This window comes from Rhodopila sp. (genome assembly GCF_035548235.1).
Taxonomy (GTDB): Bacteria; Pseudomonadota; Alphaproteobacteria; order Acetobacterales; family Acetobacteraceae; genus Rhodopila.
The window spans coordinates 1-20,942 of sequence record NZ_DASZTJ010000266.1 but is presented as its reverse complement, the minus strand read 5'-3'; the positions used below and the strand labels follow the sequence as shown (position 1 = coordinate 20,942).

Here is a 20,942-nt window from a genome sequence, read left to right as displayed (position 1 = left end):
ACAGCGCGGCGGCGATGGCCGCATCGTCCCGCGCCCGCCGCTCCCCGGCCAGGGCGATCGCCGGCAGCAGCCGATCCCAGGACGCGGCCGCCAGCCCCTGCCGCAGCCGGGGCCGCAGCGCCACCCGGTCGCGATTGGAGGGATCCTCGACCCACTCGACGCCCCGGCGCGTCAGGAATTCGCGCAGCCGTGCCGGATGCACGGACAGCAGCGGACGCAGCAGCCGCAGGCCCTGGACCTCCCGCACCGCCGACATCCCGGCGATGCCGTCGTTCCGCGTGCCTCGCAGCACCCGCATCGCCACGGTCTCTACCTGGTCGCCGGCGTGATGCCCCAGCAGCAGATCGCGGATGGAGGCTTGGCGGCAGGCCTCCGCCAGCGCCTCGTACCGCGCCCGGCGGGCCCGCTCCGCCAGGGCCGGCCCACGCGCCAGGCCGGTCAGCGTCAGGATGCGGGCAGGGATGCCCAGTGCCATCATGCGGTCGCGCGTCAGGGCGGCTTCCGCGGCCGACTCAACGCGCAGCCCATGATCGACGATCAGTGCGTCCAGCGACCCGCCCATCCCGCGCACCCAGTCGCGCGCCAGCACCGCCAGCGCCGAACTGTCCGCGCCGCCCGAGACGGCGGCGGCAATCCGGGGACAAGGTCCGAACGGACCAAGCCGAACCATCGTGTCGGCGAACAGGGCGGGAAGCTCTCCCGCGCTGTCCTTCCCGGCGCTAACGGCAACCCGCCCGCTGGCCGACCGACGCGACGCTCTGCCGCAGGTCGGGACGGATCTGCGGATAGTCGGCGCGCAGGCGGCTGAGCGTATCGCAGGCCGCCTTGTTCTCCTTGATCGCCGTCAGCGACGAAGCCAGGCCCACCAGCGCGTCCTGCGCATGGGACCCTTTCCGCGACGCGTTGTAGGCATCGTCGAACGCGACGGCTGCCTGGGGATACTGCCGCTCGCCTTCCAGCGCCTGCGCCAGCAGCAGCTTCGCGTCATAGGCGCGCGGCGACGTGCGGTTCGCCAGCACCTCCCGCGCCGCTGACTCGGCTGCCGGATAGTCATGGCGGGCGAGGGCCGCATAGCCTTCCTGCATCGCCATCTCCGGCGTGCGCGGCGCCCGCTGGGCCGGCGGCGCTGCCGGAGGCGGCGGCGGGCTGGGGTTCAGCGACAGCGACTGGGGCGGCGGCGAGGTCAATTGCTGGGGCGGCGTCTGGCCATAGCCTTGTCCGGGAGCCTGCCCAAGATTTTGCCCGCTGGCCCCCTGTCCGCCCTGGCCGTTCTGGAGCTGGAACTTCAGGTCGTCGATCTTCTTGTTCAGGTCGAGCGACTGCTGCTGCACCTGGTTCTGCATCTCGTCCACACGGCCGCGCAGATCGCGAACCTGCTCTTCCAGCGTGTCCACCCGGGTCAGCAACTGCGTCAGCACGTCGCTGGTGTTGCCGCTATAGCGCGGCGCCGGCTGCTGGGACCCCTGGCTGCCGCCGCCCTGTTGCTCGAACTGCCGCAATTCGTTCCGCAACTGGTAGATCTGGTTCTGCAGCGCGATCCCCTCCCGGCTGTCGATCTGGGCGAGCGCCAGGGGTGGCGCGACCGAGCAGATGGCGGTCGCCAGGAGGACGGAGCGAAGCAGAAGCCGCATACGGAGTCCCTCGAAGGAATGCTGACCAGGCGAGCTTAGCGTAGCGCGCGGCCGCCGTCAGGCAGGGGGCAGATGGCGCGCGATATAGGGCGGCAGATTGAACGCGCCGGCATGGATCTCCGGCGTCCAATATTCCGTCGCCCCCAGCAGCCCCGCCGCTTGCGCCCGCGCGTGGATGGTATCGATCGGCGTGGCCGCCAGCGCGGCGTCCTTGGCCGCCCAGCCCAGCGTCATGAACCCGCCGACATAGGTCGGCACAGCCGCCACGTAAGCGGTGACATGCGGGAAGAACCGGCGCCGCCGCGCGCTGGTGTCGTGCAGCTCATCGGCCTGCATGAAGGGCACGCCGCACTGGTTCACGATCAGGCCGCGCGCGGTCAGGATGCGGGCGCAGTTGCGATAGAAATCATCGGTGAACAGCACCTCGCCCACGCCGATCGGATCGGTCGAGTCGACGATGATGACGTCGAACGCGTTGTCAGGCGCGTTCTTCACATAGTCGATGCCGTCGCCGACGATGACCTGGGCGCGCGGATCGTTCCAGGCGTCGCCGGCGATCTTCGGCAGGAATTCCTTCGCCAGCCGGATGACCTCGCCGTCGATCTCCACCATCACGGCGCGCTTGACGTTCGGATGCAGCAGGACGCGGCGCAGCACGCCGCCGTCGCCCGCGCCGATGATCAGCACGTTGGCCGCTTCGCCGTGGGCCAGCAGCGGGACGTGGGTCAGCATCTCCTGGTAGACGAACTCATCGCCTTCGGTGATCTGGATCACGCCGTCCAGTACCATCACACGGCCATGCGTGTAGCTTTCGAAGATCGCAATGTCCTGGAAGTCGCTTTTCACGCGTGCGAGCTCGCGTTTCACCCGGAAGCGCTGGCCCCATTCGGGGTAGAGCGTTTCGTTGATCCAGCTATCGGTCGGCATCGCCGGTTCGCCCCATAAACGGACGGCCCGACCGTGAAGGCCGAGCCGTCATGTTTGGAATGTCGTGGAGTGCGTCAGATCACCAGGCCGCGGCGCTGCTCGCCCAGGTTGATCGACTGGGGCCGGAACGCCTCCTTCAGCGCCGGGATGCCGTGATACGGGTTGCAGGCGCCGCACATGAAAATGTCGATCGCCGCGAAGTCCCGCTCCGGCCAGGTGTGGATGGAGATGTGGCTCTCCGCCAGCACCAGCACGCCGGACACGCCGCCATTGGGCGAGAAATGGTGGAAATGCCCGTGCAGGATCGTCGCCCCGGCGGCATCCGCCGCGGCCCGGAGCGCGCGATCGATATGTTCGGGGTCCGCCAGGTTGCTGGCGCCCCACAGATCGACCAGCAGATGCGTGCCGGCGAACTTCACCCCGTCCTTCTCGACGAAGTAGTCCTTCTGTTCTGTGCTGACCCCGGCGTTCCGCTCAGCGTCTGACGAAATCTGGTTGCTGCTCGGAAGTTCCGAGACCATCCCCAGTGGGCTGAGTGCGTTCATCGCGTACCCCTTCCTACCAGTAGACGGCCTGTTGGACCGTACGCGCGAAACCCTGCCCGCGCCTACGTCCCCTGGGGCCAAGGCGGGCACATATGATGGTGAACCTTCGTCAGCGCAAGCATCTTTTTTGGCGGATGGCATGACGGGACCGCATGGGATGTGATCCGTGTTCGACCGGCGCGGCGGCGCCCCGCCAACTCAGGACGCGGATAGGTGCGCAGGGTGCCGAAAACGGTGTATTGTCCGGCGGACCAGCGCATGACCGTCACCTGCAGCGGGAGGGGCCCTTGCTGTCGCACGTCTTCGTCGGGATCACCGCGTTCGAACCTGCGTTCGACTTTTATTCGGATGTGATGGCCGTCCTGGGCCTGGACCTGAAATTCGCCGATCCGGATGTACCCTGGGCCGGCTGGCAGCAACCCAGCGCGGAGCGGCCTTTTTTTCTGATCGGACGCGCTTTCAACGGTGAGCCGGCGACACCCGGCAACGGGCAGATGATCGCGCTGCTGGCAAAGAGCCGCGCGACCGTGGATGCGTGCCACGCCGCGGCGCTGGCGGCGGGCGGAACCTGCGAGGGTCCGCCGGGCCTGCGGCCGCGTTATCACCCCGACTACTATGGCGCGTATTTCCGCGACCCGGATGGCAACAAACTCTGTGTCTGCTGCCATGAACCGGTCTAGCGCGGATCAGCATGGCGGCAGGATGTAGAAGCCTTCGCCGTCCGGTTGTCTCATTTGAAACGGAAGATGCGGCCTGGGCCGCCCTCGCCGCCGCCAAGGGGAAGTCTTCGTCATAGCAAGGTGGCCATCGCTTGCTCTCCTGTCATGCACGGGACGAGGTCGTCCGCTGTCCGGAGAGATAGCCAACCGCCGGTATGGACCCGGTGAGACGTTGCCGAATTGGATTTGATGCCTTGCTACCGGACCGTCTTCCCGGCCGCGGCCAACGAAGCGGCCAGGCCGACATCCTCCTTCGACCGCGACAGGTCGTCGGTCGAGCGGACCGGTTCATCGGTCAGCAGGCGGAACCCGTCGGCATCCGGTCCCGGCGCCAGCCTGTCCATCCACGCCTGCCGCAGCGCCAGCAACGCCGCGTCATCACCCGCCCGGGATGCCGCGGCGGCCAGGCGCAACAGCGTATGCGTGATCGCTGCGCTGACCGGCCCGGACGCCGGTACTGCCGAGGTCGTCAGCACGTCGCGCCACGCCGCCTCGGCCGCTGCCCAATCGCCGCCTTGTTCCTGCAGGTCCGCGCGCCGCGCCGCCGCGCCCGGCGTGGCAAGCTTTGCCAGCAGCGCGATGGCCCCCGCCCGGTCACCGCCATGCGCCATCGCGCTGGCGCGCGTCAGGATGCGGCTTTCCGCCAGTTCGGGCGGCGCGTCGCCGGTTTCCGTCGCGTCCAGCGTGGCGATCGCGTCGGCACCGTGTCCCTCCCGATCCTGCAGCACGGCCAGGGTGGCGCCGAACCGCGCCTTGGCGACCTCGGTCGTCGCGCCGGCGAGTAGTTTGCGCAGCAGCGGGATCGCTCGGTCAGGCAGGTCGAGTGCCATCAAACGGTCCAGCAGCGCCTGCTGCACCTCCGGATCGTTCTCGTACCGTGGCATCAGGTCGACGTTCTCATCGACCGTCGCGACGAAATCCAGCGGCGTGACCGACAATCCGCCGCCGTCGCGCATCATGGCCCCGAACATCGTCTGCAAGCGGTCACGGATGGCGGCGGCGCGTTCGGGGAAGTCTTTTTCCGCGTCCCGCAGGATGCCCAGGCCGACGCGCCACGCGCCGCTGCGCCCGCGCAGGTCGGCGATCCGCTCGCGCAACGCCAGTTCCCGGTCGTCGCCGCGCCAGGCGATCAGCAGCTTGTCCAGCCCGTCCGCCGCCTGCGCCGCGGTGATGCGCCCCGTCTTGAGGCGCAGTTCGATCGCATGCACCGGACCGCGCAACCGGTCGAACTGGTCGTGGCCCTGCGCCAGCCGGTCCAGCATCGCCAGGGCGCCGTCGGTGTCGCCATCCGCCTGCCGCCGCAGCGCACGGGCATAGGCCAGCCTGGGATCGTTCGGCCGCGCGTCCATCAGGCGCTCGGCCGACTGGATCTCGCCGCCCAGCAGCATCGTTTCGATGACGAGCGGCAGCAGGTGTTCGGCGATCGGCTTGGGATAGGCGGTGGCCAGCGGGCCGGTGGTGGCGAAGACGGCCGCCGCGGGAGGCGAGCCTTCATCGGCCATCGCCTGGCGCACCGCTTTCCAGAAATCGATTTCATCGATGCCAGCCAGGCGCGGATCGTCCAGACCATCCGCCTCGGCCGGCCGGCCGGCCAGCAGCGCGGCCATGCTCATCAGTGCCTTGGTGGCGGGACGGTCGGCTTCTTGCGGGTCCTGCGCCGTGGCCAGTTGCAGCAGCCCGTCGGCCTCGGCGGCAAAGCCCAGGGACATCAGGCTCTCGGCGGCGGCACGGCGCAGCGGTCCGCGTGACAGCGGCGGCGTGGCGCCGGCGGCAAGGAATTGCTGCCCGATCCGCCGCAGCAACGTCTTTGGCCGCATGGCCGGCAGGTCCGTCGCGCGTGAGAGGTGCGCTGCCGCGATACTGGCCTGCGTGGCAGGGGTCTCCGGCGAGACCGCAAGCCGGCCCGCGGTGCTCGACAGCGCGAAGCCCTGCCCCGCCGCCTGCATCTGCAGCGTGTCCGCCAGCGGTTCGACGACGATGCCCTGGATCGCGGCACGCAGGATGAATTGCGTCGTCCGCCGCGGGATCAGCACCGCCTGGCCCGGTCGCCGCTGCGTGCCGATCAGCAGCGTGGCGCCGGTATCGGGATCAGCCAGCGTCACCACGGAGCCGGGCAGGTCCGCCGGCAAGATGACCTGGTCCTTGTCGGGCGTCGGCGTGATCGCCTGCCGGCGTTCCGTCGCCGGCAGCGCGATCAGCCGCCAGCCTTGCGGGACAAGGCCCAGGGCAAGGTGCTGGTTTGGCGGCAGTTGCAATTGAAACACGGTGGCGGCGGGCAGCAGCCGCATCGCCAGGCCGTGGAAGAGGGGATCGTCGCTCAACAGGGACAGCGACACCTGGCGGCGCTGGTCGAACACGACATAGGCGACGTCGCCGACCTGGAACGCAGCCGCGCCCGTGGTCGCGTCGAACGGCAGCAGGATGGCGGTGCCGACCGCATCCGGCGGCATCCGCACGCGCCGTGCGATCAGGTCGGATGGCGGCCGGTCGCCGGGCAGGACGTCGCGGCCGACGGTCGCGGTCTTCTCGTCCCGCGGCAGACGTGGCGGTTGGACAGGCGGAGTTGGCAGGGTGGCAGCCCTGGTCGGGGGTGGCGCCGGCTCCGCCTGGACGGGCATCACCGGCGCCGGCGCCAATTGGAGTGCCGCCGCGGGTGCCGTCGAGGGCGCAGGCGAGGGCGCAGGCGAGGGGGGCGGCGTGACGGGTGCCTCGGCCTTCGCCGCCGTCGCGACCCTCCGTTTCGCGGCACGGCCGCCCAGTTCGGGCGACGTCGCGAAGCTCGACATCGGCTGCGCCGCAGCCACGGCTGCCGGCTTCGGACCCGTCATCGCCTGTGGCTTCGCCGCAGCCGGGACGTCGAAGACATCGAACAGCACATGCCCGCCGTCCCGTCGCGGATGCACCGACGCGCCACGCGCCAGCGTCAGGTCGAGGATGGCGCCCGAAGCCTTCGCCGCCAGGACGTTGCGCGGCAGGCGATCCGGATCCGACAGTTTTGTACCTGCATCGAAGCGGATCGACACGTGGTCGCCGTCGCGCTCGATCCGGTACCGAACCCTGCCGGGCACCGTGACATCCAGGCGGCCGAAATTGGTATGGTCCTCGGCCTGCACCGCCACCCGTTGGGCGCCCGCGTTTCGCGGGGCCTTCGGTTCGTCGGCGGCCCGTCCGCTCGCCTGTCCCGCCAGCAGCGCCCCGATGCCGAGCAGCGCGGCAAGACGTTTCATTCGAAACTGGAAAGCAGCTTGTCGATGTCCGACTGATCCATCGCGTTCGCCGGAAGCTGCGGTCCGTTCAGCAAATCCGCCTCGGTCCCTGTCGCCTCCGGTTGCCGGACCGGCGCTTGGATGTCGTCCCGGCCGAAGGTGCGGATGATGTGGGCGACCTTGCCCTCGATCGTCTTCAGCGTCGTGACCACCTTGGTGATGCGCTGGCCCGTGATGTCCTGGAAGCTGCATGCCTCATAGATCCGCGTCGTCGCGGCCTGCAGCGTGGCAGCGGGTTCGCCGTCGACCTTGCCCGCGACCGCATCCAGCATCTCGCAGCTTTCCAGGATCGCGTCCGTCGCCTGCGCGGTGTGCGCGACGATGGCGTCGAGTTCGTCCGTGGCGAAGGGGATGTCGCGGTCCTTGATGTCGTCAACCTGCAAGGCGGCGATTTCGACCTTGGCGACGGCGATCGTGCGCCCAAGCTCCTCCACCTCCCGCAACAGAGAGGCTTCCTTGGCGGATAGATCTAGACCAATCGTTGTCAGCACGGCACGTACGACCTCCGCTATCATGTCAGGTTCCGGCGAGGGCTGCCGCGCCCGGATGGCCTGCAACTCGTGTTTCAGCGCTTCGACGGCCCCTTGTCGGGGTGTGTCATGCCAGGGCATATGATGTTCGGGAAGCGCGTCAGGCATGGACAAGGACTTTCTCGATCTTGTCCTTCAGCGTCTCGGCGTTGAAGGGCTTGACGATATAGTTGGACACGCCCGCCGCCTTCGCCGCCACCACGTTCTCGGTCTTGCTTTCTGCCGTCACCATGATGAACGGCGTGTTCTTCAGGCGGCTGTCGGCCCGCACTTCCTGCAGCAGTTGCAGTCCCGTCATGGGCGCCATGTTCCAGTCGCTGATGATCAGGCCGAAATTGCCGGAACGCAGCTTGGCCAGCGCCTCGGTGCCGTCGGTGGCTTCCTCGACGTTATTGAAGTCGATCTGCTTCAGCAGGTTGCGGATGATCCGCAGCATGGTCTTGTAATCATCCACGATCAGGATGTTCATGGACTTGTCGATGGACATGCGAGAGACTCCTTGTTGACCGTCGTTAACCACCCACGGATTTCGCGCCTTCGGCCGCCTCGGCGTCGCGGCCGGTCCGCATCTGCGCGAGCGCCGACGTGACGTCGCGCGCCTTGTCCGGATTCATCGCGGCCAGGACCGCCGCCGCCTTGGCGTCCTTCATCCGGTCCATCACCTGAAGCAGCACCGGCATCGACAGGTCGTTGAAGATCGCCGCGGCCTCGCGGGGCTTCATCGCCTCATAGAGCTTCACCATGCTCTGCCAGCCGGCGTCTTCCTTCTGCTTCTGCGCCGTGTCCAGGTTTTCCAGTTTCTTCTGCAATGACTTCAGCTCGTTCACCCGCGCATCCAGCTTCCGCTGCGCGGCGCCCAGCACCGCCTCGCGGTCGTCGATCGCGCTGGCGCGGGCGTCGAGTTCGCGGCGGCGGTCGCGCAGGCGCTGCAGCAGGGCCTTTTCGCCGTCGCTGACGGCATCCGGGTCGGACTTCGGCACGGCGTTCAGGTTGGCGGCCGCAGGCGGCTGCGCGGGCTTCGGCGTCACCGGCACGGGCTTGGGCGATTCCTGGAGGTGATCGGCGGCATGGGCCGCCGTCAGCAGGGTCGCCGCGGGCGGCCCGTCCGTCAGCACCGCGTGCAGCAGGATGCCGGCCTTGGCGACGATGACGACCACGATCATCGTCATCGTCATCGGCAGCAGGCGGGGAAAGCGGAGCCTAGCCATGGTTGCGCCGCCGCAGCGCCGCCAGCAGCTCCATCTCCGCCGCGTGGTTCTCCTCCGCTCGGGATGGGCGTCGTTCCGCGCGCAACGGCTCTCGTGCCAGCACCGACACCGGCAGGTGCTCCTCCAGCCGTTGGGCCACACGCTCCGCCTGTTCCATCAGCGCCGCCAGTTCCTGGCGCAGTTCCGTGGACCGAGCGATCTGGGCGTCCATCTTGCGGCCGGCGCCGTCGGTAAGGGCGCGCAGCTTCTGGATGCCGGATTCCGCCTGGCGCGTGCTGTCCTTGAACCCGCTGATCAGCCCTTCCAACTCGCCGCGGTCCCGCTTCATCGCGGACAGGGAACGCTCCAGCCGCAAGGCCTGGAGGAAGGTCGCGAGCAGCAACCCGGCCAGCACGAGTTCAAGAGCCCATTCCATGCGCCAAACCCTGCCCGATAAACGTTAAAGAAAGGTAAGCGGCTACATCGGCAGACCGGAGCGTGCCTGGGTCACCAGGTCGCTTTCGATCTTGACCGCCATGTTGTTGTTCTTCTGCCCGACGCGCCCGTCGAACAGCTTCACCTGCCCGCATCGCACCGCGACCAGCCCGCCGGTTTCGACGTTCAGCGTGATCTGGTCGCCGGGCTTCAGCTCCATCACCTTGGACAGCCGGATCGGGTATTCGTCCAGGACCACGGACAGCTCGACTTCGGTGTCCCAGAGCTGGGCGATCAGGTGGCTTTCCCAGATCGTATCGCGGCCGAACTTTTCGCCCATGAACTGCTGCAGCAGCAATTCGCGCACCGGTTCCAGCGTGGCGTATGGCAGCAGCAGTTCGATCCTGCCGCCGCGTCCTTCGGTGTCGATGCGCAGGCGCGCCAGGATCGCCGCGTTGGACAGGCGGCTGATGGAGGCGAAGCGCGGATTGGTTTCCAGCCGCTCGTATTTGAAGGTGACCGGACAGATCGGATCGAAGCTGCTGGACAGGTCCGCCAGGATGACGTGGATGACCTTCTCGACCAGCATGCGCTCGATGGACGTGTAGGGGCGGCCTTCGATCCGCATCACCGGCGTGCCCTTGCGGCCGCCCAGCAGCACGTCCAGGATCGAATAGATCATCGCCGAATCGATGACCATCAGCCCGTAATTGTCCCACTCCTCCGCCTTGAACACGGCCAGCATCGCCGGCAGCGGGATGGAATTCAGATAGTCGCCGAACCGCAACGAGATGATGTTGTCGATCCCGACCTCGACATTGTCCGAGGTCAGTTGCCGCAGGCTGGTGGACATGAAGCGGACCAGCCGGTCGTACACGATCTCCAGCATCGGCAGGCGTTCATAGGACACCAGGCCGGAGTTGATGATCTGCTCGATGCCGGACAGCGCCTCGGCAGGCGGCAGGTCCTTCTCGAAGCCCAGGAGGTTGTCGATCTCCGACTGGTTCAGCGTGCGGGCCGCGTCCAGGCCGCCGGAGTCGACCGATGCGCCCCAGGCGGCGGCGAGATCCTCGTCCGATGGTTCTTCCGTTTCGCTCATTGGATCAGCATCTGGGTGAACAGGATGTCGTTGACCTTGGCCGGCGCAACGGCTGCGTTGGTGCGGACCAATAGTTCCTCCCGCAACCGGTAGACGCCTGCGGAACCACGGAGCTCCTCGGGCCGCATCTCCCGCAGATAGGTCTGTACGACGTCCAGCACGCGCGGCATGGCGGCGCGCACCTTGTCGGCGTCGCTGTTGCCCAGGACCTCGATCCGGACCGTCATCTTCACGTAGCTGGCTTTGCGGGAACCGGTATTGAGATTGGCCACCAGTTCCGGCACGTCGACGTAGACCGGGGCTTCGATCTTTTCGGCCTCGACCTGGTCGGCCGGCCTCGCATGGCCGAACGGCAGCAGGCCGGAGAACCACAGGCCCCCGCCGGCCAGCAGCAGCGCTGCCGGGACCGCGATCATGACCAGCTTGCGCTTCCCCCGCTTCGGCGCCGGTTCGGCGGCGGTCTCAGGCGGGTCTTCCGTGTCTTCCGTGACGGGTGAGGAACTCATGTCCGGCACGGTGGCAGGAACGGGTTAACAAATGGTTTATGCCGCCCGGCCGGGGACCACGAAGAATATGTTGTTATACAGTCGAAAGATGTTTAGACTGGCGGGGCATTTCATATCCGGCATGTCATTTCACTGGATATCACCCTTTAATGGATATCACCCCTTAATGGACATCACCACGTCTCTCGCCACGGCCCGCCTGCTCGGGCAGCAGCGTATGATGGAAGTCACCGCCAACAATATCGCCAACGCCAACACGCCGGGCTACCGGACGACGCGCGTGCAGTTCAGCGATTGGATCGATCCCGGACTGGGCGTCGACGGCCCGCAGGGCAGCAAGCCGACGATCTATCCGCAGGATCGCGCGACATGGCGGGAAACCCAACCAGGAACGGTCACCCATACCGGCAACCCGTACGACCTCGCCATCACCGGCGACGGGTATTTCTCCATCAGCACGCCCAACGGCGTCCGCCTGACCCGCGACGGGCGCTTCGGGCTGATGCCCGACGGCACGATCGCCGACAGCGCCGGCAATGCACTGCTGGGAACCGATGGTCGCCCGATCCAGCTCTCCCCCAGCGACACGCAGGTCCATATCGCCGGCGACGGGACCATCTCGACCGAGAACGGGCAGGTCGGCAAGGTCGGCGTCGTGGTGCCCAAGGTACCGGCGAAGATGCAGGCCGAGGGGTCCGCGAACTTTCGTGTTGATGACGGAACCACGCCGGTGACGACGCCGTCGATCGTACAGGGGGCGATGGAGGATTCCAACGTCCAGCCAGTGCTGGAGCTGACGCGCATGATGGACAATGAGCGTCAGTTCCAGATGCTGACCCAACTGGTCCAGGCGGAAGGCGACCGCCAGCAGAACGCGATCGAGAAGCTGCTTCCGCAGAACGGAAGCTGATGCCGGACGGTTACGCCGGCAACGGCTTCCCCGCGGTCTCCGGCGCCGCCGCGATCGCGGGCAGGCCCAGCAGGTAGATCACCGACACCGCGGTGATCGCCACCGGGAAGGACCCGGTCACCGCCACCACCGCACCGACCACTGTCGGTCCCACCGCGCCCAGCAACCGCCCCAGGCTGAACGCGAACCCCGCCCCGAACGACCGCTGCGCCGTCGGGAACAGCTCCGGCAGCCACAGCGTGAACAGCGCGAACACGCCGACCGTGAAGAAGCCCATCGGGGCCTGCAGCCAAAGGAAGAGGGTGACGCTGTCCAGCACCTCTGCCGCGATGATGTAGGCCGCGAAGACCGAGATCATCGAGCCCATGAAGAAGATGAACGCGGCCCGCCGCCGCGGCCCGATCCCGGTCGCGATCCACGGCATCAGTCCGCACGCCACCATCGTCCCGCCATTCAGCAGCAGCCCGCTGACCGAGGCGGTGTGCTGTGCTTGGGCGAACGGCACGCCCCGTGCCGTCAGTTTCGTCACCACCAGCGTCGGCGCCCAGAACGTGCAGGACCACAGGCCGAAGATGATGCAGGCCAGCATGCCGGCCGCGGCCCAGGTGGTGCGCGCCTGTTCGCCCCGGAACAGCGGCGCGATCCCGCCGATGGCCGAGGCGACCTTGCGTTGCCGCCACGCCTCCGGCTCCGGCACGTCGCGGCGCAGCCAGATCGTCAGCAGGGATGGCGCCACGCCCAGATAGAACACGCCGCGCCAGCCGATATAGGGCACCAGGAACGAGGCGCACACCGCGAGGAACCCGCCGGTCGGCGTCGCGGTGTGCAAAAGCCCGCCATAGCGGACGCGCAGGCGTTCGGGCACCGATTCCTGCAGCATCGGCGTGCCCGCCGCCCACTCGCCGCCGATCCCGAAACCCGCCAGCAGCCGGAACACGGCGAAGGATGACAGGCTCCAGGCCGCGCCGCACAGCGCGGTGGCGAATGAATACAGCAGTATGGTCAGGCACATGACCTTCACCCGGCCGATCCGGTCGGCGAGCCAGCCCCAGAACATCGAGCACGCCCAGCCGACCATGAAGATCGAGAACAGGAACCCCCCGAACTGCGCGATATGCGCCTTGTCCACCACCATGCCGTCGTTCCGCAGCAGCTCGGTCAGCGCCGGCACCAGCACGAAGGCGTAGATGTTGGTATCGAAGCCATCCAGCATCCATCCCGCCCAGGCCGCCCAGAAAGCGCGCATCGGGGACACGCCCGGCGGCCTCACCTCCGGTATCGAGGTGGTCGTGTCATCCATGTCCCGGCGCCCTCCGTTCCGATCGTTGGCGCGAACTTGACGGCCAGGGCAGCCGCTGTCCAGCCTCCATGATGGGCGGTAAGGATTTGGAAAGGGTTTGGCCTTAGACAGACGCAGGGACATCCGTTTCGACGTCACGAGATTACTTTCGCGTAAGAATTCAAGAAGGCCGATTTCCATGCGCTCACTCGATATCGCCGGCACCGGGATGCAGGCGCAGCAGACCAATGTCGAGGTCATTTCCAACAATATGGCCAACATGACGACGACCGGCTTCAAGCGCCGCCGAGCGGAGTTCCAGGATCTGATTTATCAGAACTTGCGGCGGGTGGGGGCGAACAGTTCCGATAGCGGCACCGTCGTGCCGTCCGGCGCGCAGGTCGGCCTGGGCGTCAAGACGGCGGCGATCTACCGGATCAACGAGCAAGGGAACCTGCAGCAGACCTCGAACACGCTCGACCTCGCGATCCAGGGCAACGGCTATTTCCAGGTCACCACGCCGAGCGGCGACACCGCCTATACGCGTGACGGGACATTCGCCCTGGCCGCGGACGGGACGATCGTCACCGCGGATGGATACACGGTTCAGCCCGGCGTCCAGATCCCCGCCAACGCCACAGGCGTCACGATCAATACCTCCGGCCAGGTGCAGGTCACGCTGTCGGGCCAGACCGCCCCGCAGACCGTGGGCCAGATCCAGCTCGCGGTATTCCCGAACGAGGCGGGCCTCGACTCCCAGGGCGGCAACCTGTTCGCGCAGACCGCGGCGTCCGGCGCGCCGGTCGTCGGCAATGCCGGCACCGCCGGATACGGCACGGTCATGCAGGGGTTCATCGAAACCTCCAACGTCAACGTGGTGACCGAGATCACCAACCTGATCACGGCCCAGCGCGCTTATGAAATGAACAGCAAGGTCATCACCGCCAGCGACGAGATGATGTCCACGCTGACCAACCTGCGGTGATGCGCATGAAGCGCCTGGTCCTGGCCGGCCTCGCGGCATGCGCTTGCCAGCCGGCGTTGGCGGCGTCGTTACGCGGCGTCACGACGCTGCACGGTCCGGTGGTATACCTGCACGACCTGTTCGACGACGCCGGTCCCAACGCCGACCGCGCGCTGGGACCCGGTCCCGCGCCGGGCGACCGGATCGTCGTCGAGGCCGCCCAGCTCAACGCCATCGCCCGGCAGTTCGACGTCCCCTGGCGGTCGGTGTCGTCAGCCGACCGTTCGGTGCTGGAATGGCCCGGCCGACCGCTGCGTCAGGAGGAGGCGGTCGATGCCGTCAAGGCCGCCATCACAGCCACCGGCGCCAGCGACGATATCGATATCGACATCCCCGGTTTCGTGCCGCCGATGGTTCCGGTGGATGCATCCGTGTCCGCCGCCGTCTCGCAACTGGACTACGATCCCAACACCGGGCGCTTCACCGCCGCGCTGACGGTTACGGGCGAAACGATGAACGCGCTGTCCACTCGGATCAGCGGCAAGGCGGAGCCGATGGCGTCGGCGATGGTCGCGGTCACCCGTCTGCTGCCCGATACGATCCTGCGTGCCGATGACGTGAAGCCGGCACGGATCCGCGCATCGCGGGTGCCGGAGCAGCCGGTGGTCTCGGCCGACCAGGTAGTCGGGATGCAGCTCCGCCACCCGCTCGTCGCCGGCCAGCCGCTGCGGCTGGCGGACCTGATGCGGCCGCCGCTGGTGCAGCGTGGCGCGCTGGTGCGGATGGAGCTGAGCGACCGCGGCCTGACCGTCAGCGCCGAGGCAACCGCCATCGACGACGGTGCGGAAGGCGAGCGCATCCGCGTCCAGAACGTCAATTCCCGCAACTTCGTCTACGCCGACGTGGTCGGCCCGGACCGCGTCCGCGTCGTGCCCGGGGCCGTCGTATCGACACTGCCGGCCCGCTTCGACCGGCGGATGCGCACGCCATGAAGCCACTTGCGCTGCCGGTCCTTGCGTTGTCGGCCGTACTGCTGGCCGGCTGCGGCACGCTGTCCCGGCTGTCCGAGGTCGGGCGCGATCCCACCATGACCCCAACCTCCGACCCCACCAAGGAGCCGACGTGGCGGCCGTTGACCATGCCGATGCCCGCCCGCGAACCGGCGCCGAACGAGGCGAACGCATTGTGGCGCTCCGGCTCTCGGGCGTTCTTCAAGGATCAGCGGGCGGCCCAGGTGGGTGACATCGTCACCGTGCTGGTGAGCATGAACGACAATGCCAACCTCAAGAACGTGACGTCGACCACCCGATCCAGCGGCGAGTCGCAGGGGCTGCCGAACTTCTACGGGCTGGAGACGATGCTGCCCAAGTCGATCGTCGACCCGTCGAAGCTGATGTCGATCTCCAGCGGCAACAACAACACCGGCACGGGCCAGATCCAACGCAATGAGGCGGTGACCCTGCGGCTCGCCGGGATCGTCACCCAGGTGCTGCCCAACGGCAACCTGGTGGTCGCAGCGCGGCAGGAGTTCATGGTCAACGGGGAGTTGCGGGAGCTGCACGTGACCGGCGTGATCCGCCCGCAGGACATCGCCTCCGACAACACCGTCCTGCACGACCGGATGGCCGAGGCCAGGATTTCCTATGGCGGGCGCGGGCAGTTGACCGATTTGCAGAGGGCGCGCTGGGGCCAGCAGATGATGGACATTCTGCTGCCGTTCTGATGCGGCGTCTGGCTATGCCGCGTCGGCCAGCACCAGGCGGCGGCGCGGCACGGCTTTGATGGGCATGGCGGCATAGACATCCTTGACCGCCTCGGTCACCAGCACGCCGGCCAGGCCGGGGGCCATCTTGCGGCCGGCCCGCTCGAACAGCGGGGCGCTCCGCAGCAGGATGCGCAACTGCGCCGGCGGCATCCACAGGCAGGCCTCTCGCCGTTCCACGCGGAACAGGCCGTTGGCGAGAAGCCGGTTGAGTTGCCCCGCGGAATAAGGCTGACCATGCCCGAACGGCGTGCCATCCCAATACGCCCACATCCCCGCCCGGTTGGGCGAGACGATCATCAGCCGGCCGTCGTCCTTCAGCACGCGCCACGCCTCCCGCAGCAGGCGGCGGGCGCTCTCCGCGACCTCCAGCCCGTGGACCAGCAGGACGCGGTCGAAGGTTACATCGGCGAAGGGCAGGCTGTCTTCCTCGGCCGTGCAGGACAGGTTCGCCGTGCCCGAGGGCCAGCGGACCGCCCCCAACTGAGCCGGGGTGACGGCGACGCAGCGGCGGGCTTCGTCGTGCCAGAGCCGCAGATAGGGGATCGCGTAGCCGATCCCCAGCACAGCTTCGCCCTTGGCTGACGGCCAGATCGCGCCGACCCGTTCGCGCACCACGCGCGCGGTCACGGCTCCGCGAGCCGAGCCGTAGAACTGGGCGGCGAAATGTGCGTCCGCGGTCATGTGACCATCCTATAGCATGGCCGCCTGTTCCCGATCGAATGAAGCGATGCTAGGCTTTCACATCTGACGCCACGGAACGTGGGACACAGGATCAAGCCATGACCGTCACAGCATCTCCGGTCCCCATTCTGCGGGACAATTACGCTTGGCTGCTGCGCGATAGCGGCAGCGGTGCCACCGCGATCGTCGACCCTGCCGAGGCGGAACCGGTCATCGAAGCGCTGGAAAAGGCCGGCGGGCGGCTGGACGTCATCCTGCTGACGCATCACCACGCCGACCATATCGCCGGCGTCGACGACGTGCGTGCGCGCTTCCCCGGCTGCAAGGTCGTGGGCGCGGCGGCGGACCGACACCGGCTGCCGGCGCTGGACGAGGCGGTGAAGGAAGGCGACACCGTGCGCCTGGGCGACGCCGAAGGCCGGGTCATCGAGACGCCCGGCCATACGATCGGGCAGATCAACTTCTTCTTCCCCGACGGCGCGGTGCTGCTGTCCGGCGACACGCTGTTCAGCCTGGGCTGCGGCCGGCTGATCGAAGGCACCGCCGCCGACATGTTCGCCAGCCTGCGCAAGCTTGCGGCCCTGCCGCCCGAGACCCTGGTCTGTTGCGGTCATGAATACACCGAAAGCAACGCTCGCTTCGCACTGTCCGTCGATCCGGACAACCACGCGCTGCATGCCTTCGTCGCCAAGGTGGAACAGTTGCGCGGCGCCGGGCAACCGAGCGTGCCTTCGGTGCTGGGGGAGGAGCTGAAGGCCAATCCGTTCCTGCTCGCGCCGGACGTGGCCTCGTTCGCCGCGGTCCGGACCAAGAAAGACAAGTTCTGAGAGGGGTGTCCCGTATGAAGCTGTACTATTCGCCGACGAGCCCGTATGTCCGGAAGGTCATGGCGTGCGCGATCATCCGAGGCCTGGATGGCCGGATCGAGAAGCATGCGACCAACCCGCATGAGTCGCCCGCCGACCTGGTGGCGGACAACCCGCTGTCGAAAGTGCCGTGCCTGGTGACGGATGATGGGATGTCGCTGTTCGGCAGCCAGTTGATCTGCGAATACCTCGACAGCCTGGGCGATGCCCTGCCGTTGTTCCCCGAGATCGGGGCGGTGCGCTGGCGCGCCCTGAAGTTCCAGTCGCTGGGGGATGGGATCCTGGATGCGGCGGTTCCGGGCCGTGGCGAGTTGCAGAAGCCCAAGGAAGCCGCCCGCGACGCACTGATCGCCCGCTACAAGACGGTGATCCGCCGCACGGTCGACGTGCTGGAGGCTGATCCGCCTCACCGCCACGTGGACATCGGCTCCATCACGGTCGCCTGTGCGCTGGGCTACTTGGACTTCCGCTATGCCGACGAGCCGTGGCGTCCGGGGCATGCGAAGCTGGCCGCCTGGTATGAGAGCTTCGTGCGGAACAAGGGCATCGCCGAGACCGCCCCGGGTTGACGGATCAGGCCGCGTACGCCGACTGAAGCTGGCGGGCGCGGACGATCCAGCCCTCGATGTCCAGCAGCCGGCTGGCGCTGCCGAGCGCGGTCCGCAGGTCGTCCGGTTCGCTGAGGGCGATGTCTTGGACTGTGCGCAGGCCGAGCTGGTTGAGCCGGACCAGCATGCTGGGGCCGAGGCCGATCGCGGACAGGCCGGGCGCTGTGGCAACCGGGGCCGCATCCTCTGCGCGATGACCGGGCTCGTCCCGGTCATTGGAGATGTTCTCGCTTTCCCCCTCTGGTCGCACCGAACCCGGCCATGACGTGGAGAGGTTGGGGTCCCCCATGTCGCCGGAGGCGATATGGACTGTCTCCCCCTCCATCGTCATGCCGCCGGCCGGGTCCGCAGCCGGCGTCGGCCATTGGGTCGGGCGCTGGTTCAGCCGTGCGGCGCGATAGGCCGCGATCATCATGCTGGTCGTCGTCAGTGCCGTCTCGTGTGACTGCGGTGCCTCGCTCATCGTGAAACCCTAGTGCCGCGTGAGAACCATACAAACCGGGATTTGCCAGTGGATTTGCCAATCGTCCCGGCTTGGCAACCCTAGCCCGCCAAGATTAAGGCTTGGTGAATCGCCCTGATTTTTCAGGGCGAAACACACGATCGGATGCACCACGGGCCTTATGCCGACACCGGCTGTGCGTCCGCCGGGCCGTCGCCGGCGATCGCCAGGGCGGTCGCGGCAGAGCGCAGGCGGCGCGCCGCTGCCTCGACCCGCGCCAACAGCACCGGCGCGCGATCCGCCAGCACCGAAGACAAAGCCGGCACCCGTCCCGCTATTACCGCCTCCGCCAGCGCCTCGGTTTCCCGCAGCAGCCGTTCGGCCTGGTCGGTGACGCCGTCCAGATGCGTCAGGGTGGCGCCGAGCGCGCCCTCCTCGTCAAGGATCGGCTGGGCTTGAACGGCCTGGACCTCGACGGCGGCGTCCTGCACGCGGTGCATGGCACCGATCAGGGAGGTCAAGGCACCGTCATGATCGGTCAGCGCGGTTTCGACCCGTTTGACGGCCTCGCCGATGTCTCCGGTCAGGGCGGTCAGGGCCACTGCCAGGGTATCCTGCGCCTCTTGTCCCGGCAGCCGCGCCAAGGTCGTCTCCAACCGCATGCCGGCCGCGTCGAGCTTGTCGGCGGCATCGGTCAGCGAGGCTGGAATGCGCGCTGTGACATCACCGGAAAGCTGGTTGGCCACCGCTTCAAGCCGCTGGCCAAGCAGGTCCAGTTCCCCCAGTCGCAACGTCGCTGCTTCCAGACGGAAGGCGGCGTCTGGGAGCGCCGGGATGATCGCACCCCGCACCTGTTCCGCGAGTTCGACCGGCAGCCGAACCGTCAGGGTTTCCAGCCGCTGTGCGACGTTGTCGAGCGCCGGCGTGGCGGCCTCCAGGCGGGCGGCGGCATCAGGCAATCCGAACGGGATCGCCTGGCTGACGGAGCCGGCGAGTTCGCCGGGCAGGCGCTCGGCCAAGGTCTCCAGCCGCTGTGCGACGGCGGCGAGAGTCGGCGCCATAGCTTCCAGGTGCGCCGCTGCCTCGGGTAGGCCAGGCGGGATCGTCTGGCCCAGGATCTCGCCGATCTCCGACGGGATGCGCGCGGCCAGCGTCTCCAGCCGTCCGCTCGCCATGTCGAGTTGATCCAGCTTCGGCGTCATCGCGTCCAGCGTCTGGGGCAGGGCGCGCTGCAGGCCCTCGGCCATCCCTTCCAGCCGGATGCCAAGCTCATCCAGTCGCGGCGCCGCCGCATCCAGCCGGATCACGGCGTCCGACAGGGTCGCGGGGATAGCCTGCCGGACCTGGTCCGTCACCTCCGTCGGCAACCGTTCGGCCAGATGCTCCAAGCGAAGGCCCAATGCGTCGAGTTGCGGTGCGATCGCCTCCAGCCGGCTCGCGGTGTCGGGCAGGTTGCCCGGGATGGCGGCAATCCGTGCCTCGATCGAGGCGGCTGTGGCTTCGAAACGCTGGTTCTGCCGTTCCAGCTCCAGCGGCGCGGCGGTCAGGGAGACCGCGACGCCATTCAGTTTGGCGGTGACTGCGTCGACCTCCTCCGCGATGGCGGGCAGTGCCTGGATTGCCGCTTCACCGAAGCTGGCATTATCGGCCAGGCGCTCGATCACGCCCTCTCCGGCGGCGACGATGCGCTCAGCGGCAGCGTTCAGGGTTTCGACGCCGCGGCTGGTATCGCTCGCCGAACCGGATAGCTGGCTGACGGCGGTGCCGAGATCGCGGATCATGCCGGTGATCGCCTCGCGGTCGGCATCAGTGATCGCCTGGCCGGATGCGCACAGCGTCTCGACCTGGTGCAGCAGGGTCGCGGCGGTATTGCGGCTGGCGATCTCCAGGGCGGCACCATCGTTGCGCAGCGCGGTGGCGGCTTCGGTCACGGTCTGGACAGCGGCTTCGGCGGCGGCCGTCAGGCTGGCCGTCGCCGCCGGAATCTTTGCCGTCGCCTCGGCCGTGCGAGACACGAGTGCGTCCCCGGCGGCAGCGAGCGCGGCCGGCACCTGTGCCATGGTTTCTGCAGTGCGCGCGGTCAGCGTCTCGGTGGCGCCTGTCAGGGCTTCGACGCTGGATTGCGCGGCGGCGGCCAGGGGCGCCAGCACCTCCGCCATGCGGATCTCCAACTCGGCGTCGGCCGGGATGGCGTGGAGCGAGCCGGATTGGCGCTCCTCGGCAGCGGTCAGCGCCTGGGCTGCCGTTTCGCAGGCTTCCGCCGCGCGGCGCCCCGCCAAGTCCAATCGGGCTTCCTGCTCGACCAGGCGCGTCTCGGCCATCGCCAAGGTATCTGCCGCCGCGCCGAGGCTCGGGGTGACGCGTTCGGTCACGGCATGCGCCAGCGTTTCCGCCAGATCGGACGGAAGCTGGGCCGCGCTTGCCACGGCGCCGAGTGCGGCGTCGATCTGCCCAACCACGCTCGGGGTGACCCGTTCGGTGACGGCACGCGCCAGCGTTTCCGCCAGATCGGACGGAAGCTGGGCCGCGCTTGCCACGGCGCCGAGTGCGGCGTCGATCTGCCCAACCACGCTCGGGGTGAC

The 20,942-nt window shown here is 68.0% G+C and carries 22 protein-coding genes; 7 read left to right on the top strand and 15 right to left on the bottom strand.

All coding sequences use genetic code 11. From position 1 onward, the window contains the following. The 4 genes from tilS to speD form a co-directional block, all read right to left on the bottom strand. A partial coding sequence (tilS, locus tag VHB27_RS21315) for a tRNA lysidine(34) synthetase TilS (RefSeq protein WP_325604358.1) occupies nt 1-670 on the bottom strand: 670 nt, incomplete at its 3' end. Nucleotides 671-719: 49 nt separating this feature from the next. Then, a complete protein-coding gene (locus VHB27_RS21310) occupies nt 720-1,631 on the bottom strand; it encodes a tetratricopeptide repeat protein (protein ID WP_325604356.1) in 912 nt (303 codons plus the stop codon). Nucleotides 1,632-1,688: 57 nt separating this feature from the next. Next, complete coding sequence (speE, locus tag VHB27_RS21305) at nt 1,689-2,558, bottom strand: polyamine aminopropyltransferase (RefSeq protein ID WP_325604354.1); 870 nt, start codon at nt 2,556-2,558, stop codon at nt 1,689-1,691. Between the two features lie 74 nt (nt 2,559-2,632). Next, a complete protein-coding gene (gene speD, locus VHB27_RS21300) occupies nt 2,633-3,103 on the bottom strand; it encodes an adenosylmethionine decarboxylase (RefSeq protein WP_325604352.1) in 471 nt (156 codons plus the stop codon). Nucleotides 3,104-3,390: 287 nt separating this feature from the next. Here speD and VHB27_RS21295 point away from each other — a divergent pair, with 287 nt between their 5' ends. Further along, nucleotides 3,391-3,783 carry a VOC family protein gene (locus VHB27_RS21295; RefSeq protein WP_325604350.1) on the top strand — a complete coding sequence of 131 codons (393 nt, stop codon included), beginning with the start codon at nt 3,391-3,393 and terminating at the stop codon, nt 3,781-3,783. Between the two features lie 236 nt (nt 3,784-4,019). Here VHB27_RS21295 and VHB27_RS21290 read toward each other — a convergent pair whose 3' ends face one another. From VHB27_RS21290 to VHB27_RS21260, 7 genes are all read right to left on the bottom strand, one after another. Then, nucleotides 4,020-7,049, bottom strand: coding sequence for a hypothetical protein (locus tag VHB27_RS21290; RefSeq protein WP_325604348.1), 3,030 nt, complete (start codon nt 7,047-7,049; stop codon nt 4,020-4,022). Beyond that, nucleotides 7,046-7,603 carry a protein phosphatase CheZ gene (locus VHB27_RS21285; protein WP_325604346.1) on the bottom strand — a complete coding sequence of 186 codons (558 nt, stop codon included), beginning with the start codon at nt 7,601-7,603 and terminating at the stop codon, nt 7,046-7,048. The genes VHB27_RS21290 and VHB27_RS21285 overlap by 4 nt, the downstream gene beginning before the upstream one ends. Before the next feature lie 115 nt (nt 7,604-7,718). Continuing rightward, nucleotides 7,719-8,087 (bottom strand): chemotaxis response regulator CheY, encoded by a 369-nt coding sequence (locus VHB27_RS21280; RefSeq protein WP_413788637.1) that lies wholly within the window; start codon nt 8,085-8,087, stop codon nt 7,719-7,721. Nucleotides 8,088-8,130: 43 nt separating this feature from the next. Then, nucleotides 8,131-8,826, bottom strand: a complete 696-nt coding sequence (locus tag VHB27_RS21275; protein WP_325604342.1) for a MotE family protein — start codon at nt 8,824-8,826, stop codon at nt 8,131-8,133. Further along, nucleotides 8,819-9,241, bottom strand: a complete 423-nt coding sequence (locus tag VHB27_RS21270; protein WP_325604340.1) for a DUF6468 domain-containing protein — start codon at nt 9,239-9,241, stop codon at nt 8,819-8,821. The genes VHB27_RS21275 and VHB27_RS21270 overlap by 8 nt, the downstream gene beginning before the upstream one ends. A gap of 42 nt (nt 9,242-9,283) precedes the next feature. Continuing rightward, nucleotides 9,284-10,339 (bottom strand): flagellar motor switch protein FliM, encoded by a 1,056-nt coding sequence (gene fliM, locus VHB27_RS21265; protein ID WP_325604339.1) that lies wholly within the window; start codon nt 10,337-10,339, stop codon nt 9,284-9,286. Next, nucleotides 10,336-10,845 (bottom strand): flagellar basal body-associated FliL family protein, encoded by a 510-nt coding sequence (locus VHB27_RS21260; RefSeq protein ID WP_325604338.1) that lies wholly within the window; start codon nt 10,843-10,845, stop codon nt 10,336-10,338. The genes fliM and VHB27_RS21260 overlap by 4 nt, the downstream gene beginning before the upstream one ends. A gap of 166 nt (nt 10,846-11,011) precedes the next feature. Here VHB27_RS21260 and VHB27_RS21255 point away from each other — a divergent pair, with 166 nt between their 5' ends. Then, nucleotides 11,012-11,755, top strand: coding sequence for a flagellar hook-basal body complex protein (locus tag VHB27_RS21255; protein ID WP_325604336.1), 744 nt, complete (start codon nt 11,012-11,014; stop codon nt 11,753-11,755). 10 nt (nt 11,756-11,765) lie between these two features. On the opposite strand, the gene VHB27_RS21250 is transcribed toward VHB27_RS21255, so the two are convergent. Then, the gene (locus VHB27_RS21250) at nt 11,766-13,055 is read right to left on the bottom strand and encodes an MFS transporter (protein ID WP_325604334.1); all 1,290 of its coding nucleotides are present in this window, start codon (nt 13,053-13,055) and stop codon (nt 11,766-11,768) included. A 178-nt stretch (nt 13,056-13,233) separates the two neighbouring features. Between VHB27_RS21250 and flgG the strand changes: the two genes are divergently transcribed. From flgG to flgH, 3 genes are read left to right on the top strand one after another with little or no spacing between them, the layout of a single operon-like run. Further along, nucleotides 13,234-14,019: a flagellar basal-body rod protein FlgG gene (gene flgG, locus VHB27_RS21245; RefSeq protein ID WP_325604332.1), complete on the top strand. Its 786-nt coding sequence runs from the start codon at nt 13,234-13,236 to the stop codon at nt 14,017-14,019. A 5-nt stretch (nt 14,020-14,024) separates the two neighbouring features. After that, on the top strand, nt 14,025-14,990 hold the full coding sequence (gene flgA, locus VHB27_RS21240) for a flagellar basal body P-ring formation chaperone FlgA (RefSeq protein ID WP_325604330.1): 966 nt from the start codon (nt 14,025-14,027) through the stop codon (nt 14,988-14,990). Beyond that, on the top strand, nt 14,987-15,721 hold the full coding sequence (gene flgH, locus VHB27_RS21235; protein ID WP_325604328.1) for a flagellar basal body L-ring protein FlgH: 735 nt from the start codon (nt 14,987-14,989) through the stop codon (nt 15,719-15,721). The genes flgA and flgH overlap by 4 nt, the downstream gene beginning before the upstream one ends. Nucleotides 15,722-15,733: 12 nt before the next feature. Here flgH and VHB27_RS21230 read toward each other — a convergent pair whose 3' ends face one another. Next, nucleotides 15,734-16,444, bottom strand: coding sequence for a methyltransferase domain-containing protein (locus tag VHB27_RS21230; RefSeq protein ID WP_325604326.1), 711 nt, complete (start codon nt 16,442-16,444; stop codon nt 15,734-15,736). Between the two features lie 98 nt (nt 16,445-16,542). Between VHB27_RS21230 and gloB the strand changes: the two genes are divergently transcribed. Together gloB and VHB27_RS21220 are read left to right on the top strand one after the other, a co-directional pair. Further along, complete coding sequence (gloB, locus tag VHB27_RS21225) at nt 16,543-17,271, top strand: hydroxyacylglutathione hydrolase (protein WP_325604324.1); 729 nt, start codon at nt 16,543-16,545, stop codon at nt 17,269-17,271. Nucleotides 17,272-17,285: 14 nt separating this feature from the next. Further along, nucleotides 17,286-17,879 (top strand): glutathione S-transferase N-terminal domain-containing protein, encoded by a 594-nt coding sequence (locus tag VHB27_RS21220; RefSeq protein ID WP_325604322.1) that lies wholly within the window; start codon nt 17,286-17,288, stop codon nt 17,877-17,879. Nucleotides 17,880-17,883: 4 nt separating this feature from the next. Here VHB27_RS21220 and VHB27_RS21215 read toward each other — a convergent pair whose 3' ends face one another. Beyond that, a complete protein-coding gene (locus VHB27_RS21215) occupies nt 17,884-18,381 on the bottom strand; it encodes a hypothetical protein (RefSeq protein WP_325604320.1) in 498 nt (165 codons plus the stop codon). 158 nt (nt 18,382-18,539) lie between these two features. Continuing rightward, nucleotides 18,540-20,942: hypothetical protein (locus VHB27_RS21210; protein ID WP_325604318.1), on the bottom strand; the 2,403-nt coding region annotated here is incomplete at its 5' end.

Bases quoted from the DNA above. Each gene is read 5' to 3' on its own strand.
- VHB27_RS21310 (WP_325604356.1), bottom strand. From the start codon at position 1,631: ATGCGGCTTCTGCTTCGCTCCGTCCTCCTGGCGACCGCCATCTGCTCG.
- speE (WP_325604354.1), bottom strand. From the start codon at position 2,558: ATGCCGACCGATAGCTGGATCAACGAAACGCTCTACCCCGAATGGGGC.
- speD (WP_325604352.1), bottom strand. From the start codon at position 3,103: ATGAACGCACTCAGCCCACTGGGGATGGTCTCGGAACTTCCGAGCAGC.
- VHB27_RS21290 (WP_325604348.1), bottom strand. From the start codon at position 7,049: ATGAAACGTCTTGCCGCGCTGCTCGGCATCGGGGCGCTGCTGGCGGGA.
- VHB27_RS21285 (WP_325604346.1), bottom strand. From the start codon at position 7,603: ATGATAGCGGAGGTCGTACGTGCCGTGCTGACAACGATTGGTCTAGAT.
- VHB27_RS21280 (WP_413788637.1), bottom strand. From the start codon at position 8,087: ATGAACATCCTGATCGTGGATGATTACAAGACCATGCTGCGGATCATC.
- VHB27_RS21275 (WP_325604342.1), bottom strand. From the start codon at position 8,826: ATGGCTAGGCTCCGCTTTCCCCGCCTGCTGCCGATGACGATGACGATG.
- VHB27_RS21270 (WP_325604340.1), bottom strand. From the start codon at position 9,241: ATGGAATGGGCTCTTGAACTCGTGCTGGCCGGGTTGCTGCTCGCGACC.
- fliM (WP_325604339.1), bottom strand. From the start codon at position 10,339: ATGAGCGAAACGGAAGAACCATCGGACGAGGATCTCGCCGCCGCCTGG.
- VHB27_RS21260 (WP_325604338.1), bottom strand. From the start codon at position 10,845: ATGAGTTCCTCACCCGTCACGGAAGACACGGAAGACCCGCCTGAGACC.
- VHB27_RS21255 (WP_325604336.1), top strand. From the start codon at position 11,012: ATGGACATCACCACGTCTCTCGCCACGGCCCGCCTGCTCGGGCAGCAG.
- VHB27_RS21250 (WP_325604334.1), bottom strand. From the start codon at position 13,055: ATGGATGACACGACCACCTCGATACCGGAGGTGAGGCCGCCGGGCGTG.
- flgG (WP_325604332.1), top strand. From the start codon at position 13,234: ATGCGCTCACTCGATATCGCCGGCACCGGGATGCAGGCGCAGCAGACC.
- flgA (WP_325604330.1), top strand. From the start codon at position 14,025: ATGAAGCGCCTGGTCCTGGCCGGCCTCGCGGCATGCGCTTGCCAGCCG.
- flgH (WP_325604328.1), top strand. From the start codon at position 14,987: ATGAAGCCACTTGCGCTGCCGGTCCTTGCGTTGTCGGCCGTACTGCTG.
- VHB27_RS21230 (WP_325604326.1), bottom strand. From the start codon at position 16,444: ATGACCGCGGACGCACATTTCGCCGCCCAGTTCTACGGCTCGGCTCGC.
- gloB (WP_325604324.1), top strand. From the start codon at position 16,543: ATGACCGTCACAGCATCTCCGGTCCCCATTCTGCGGGACAATTACGCT.
- VHB27_RS21220 (WP_325604322.1), top strand. From the start codon at position 17,286: ATGAAGCTGTACTATTCGCCGACGAGCCCGTATGTCCGGAAGGTCATG.
- VHB27_RS21215 (WP_325604320.1), bottom strand. From the start codon at position 18,381: ATGAGCGAGGCACCGCAGTCACACGAGACGGCACTGACGACGACCAGC.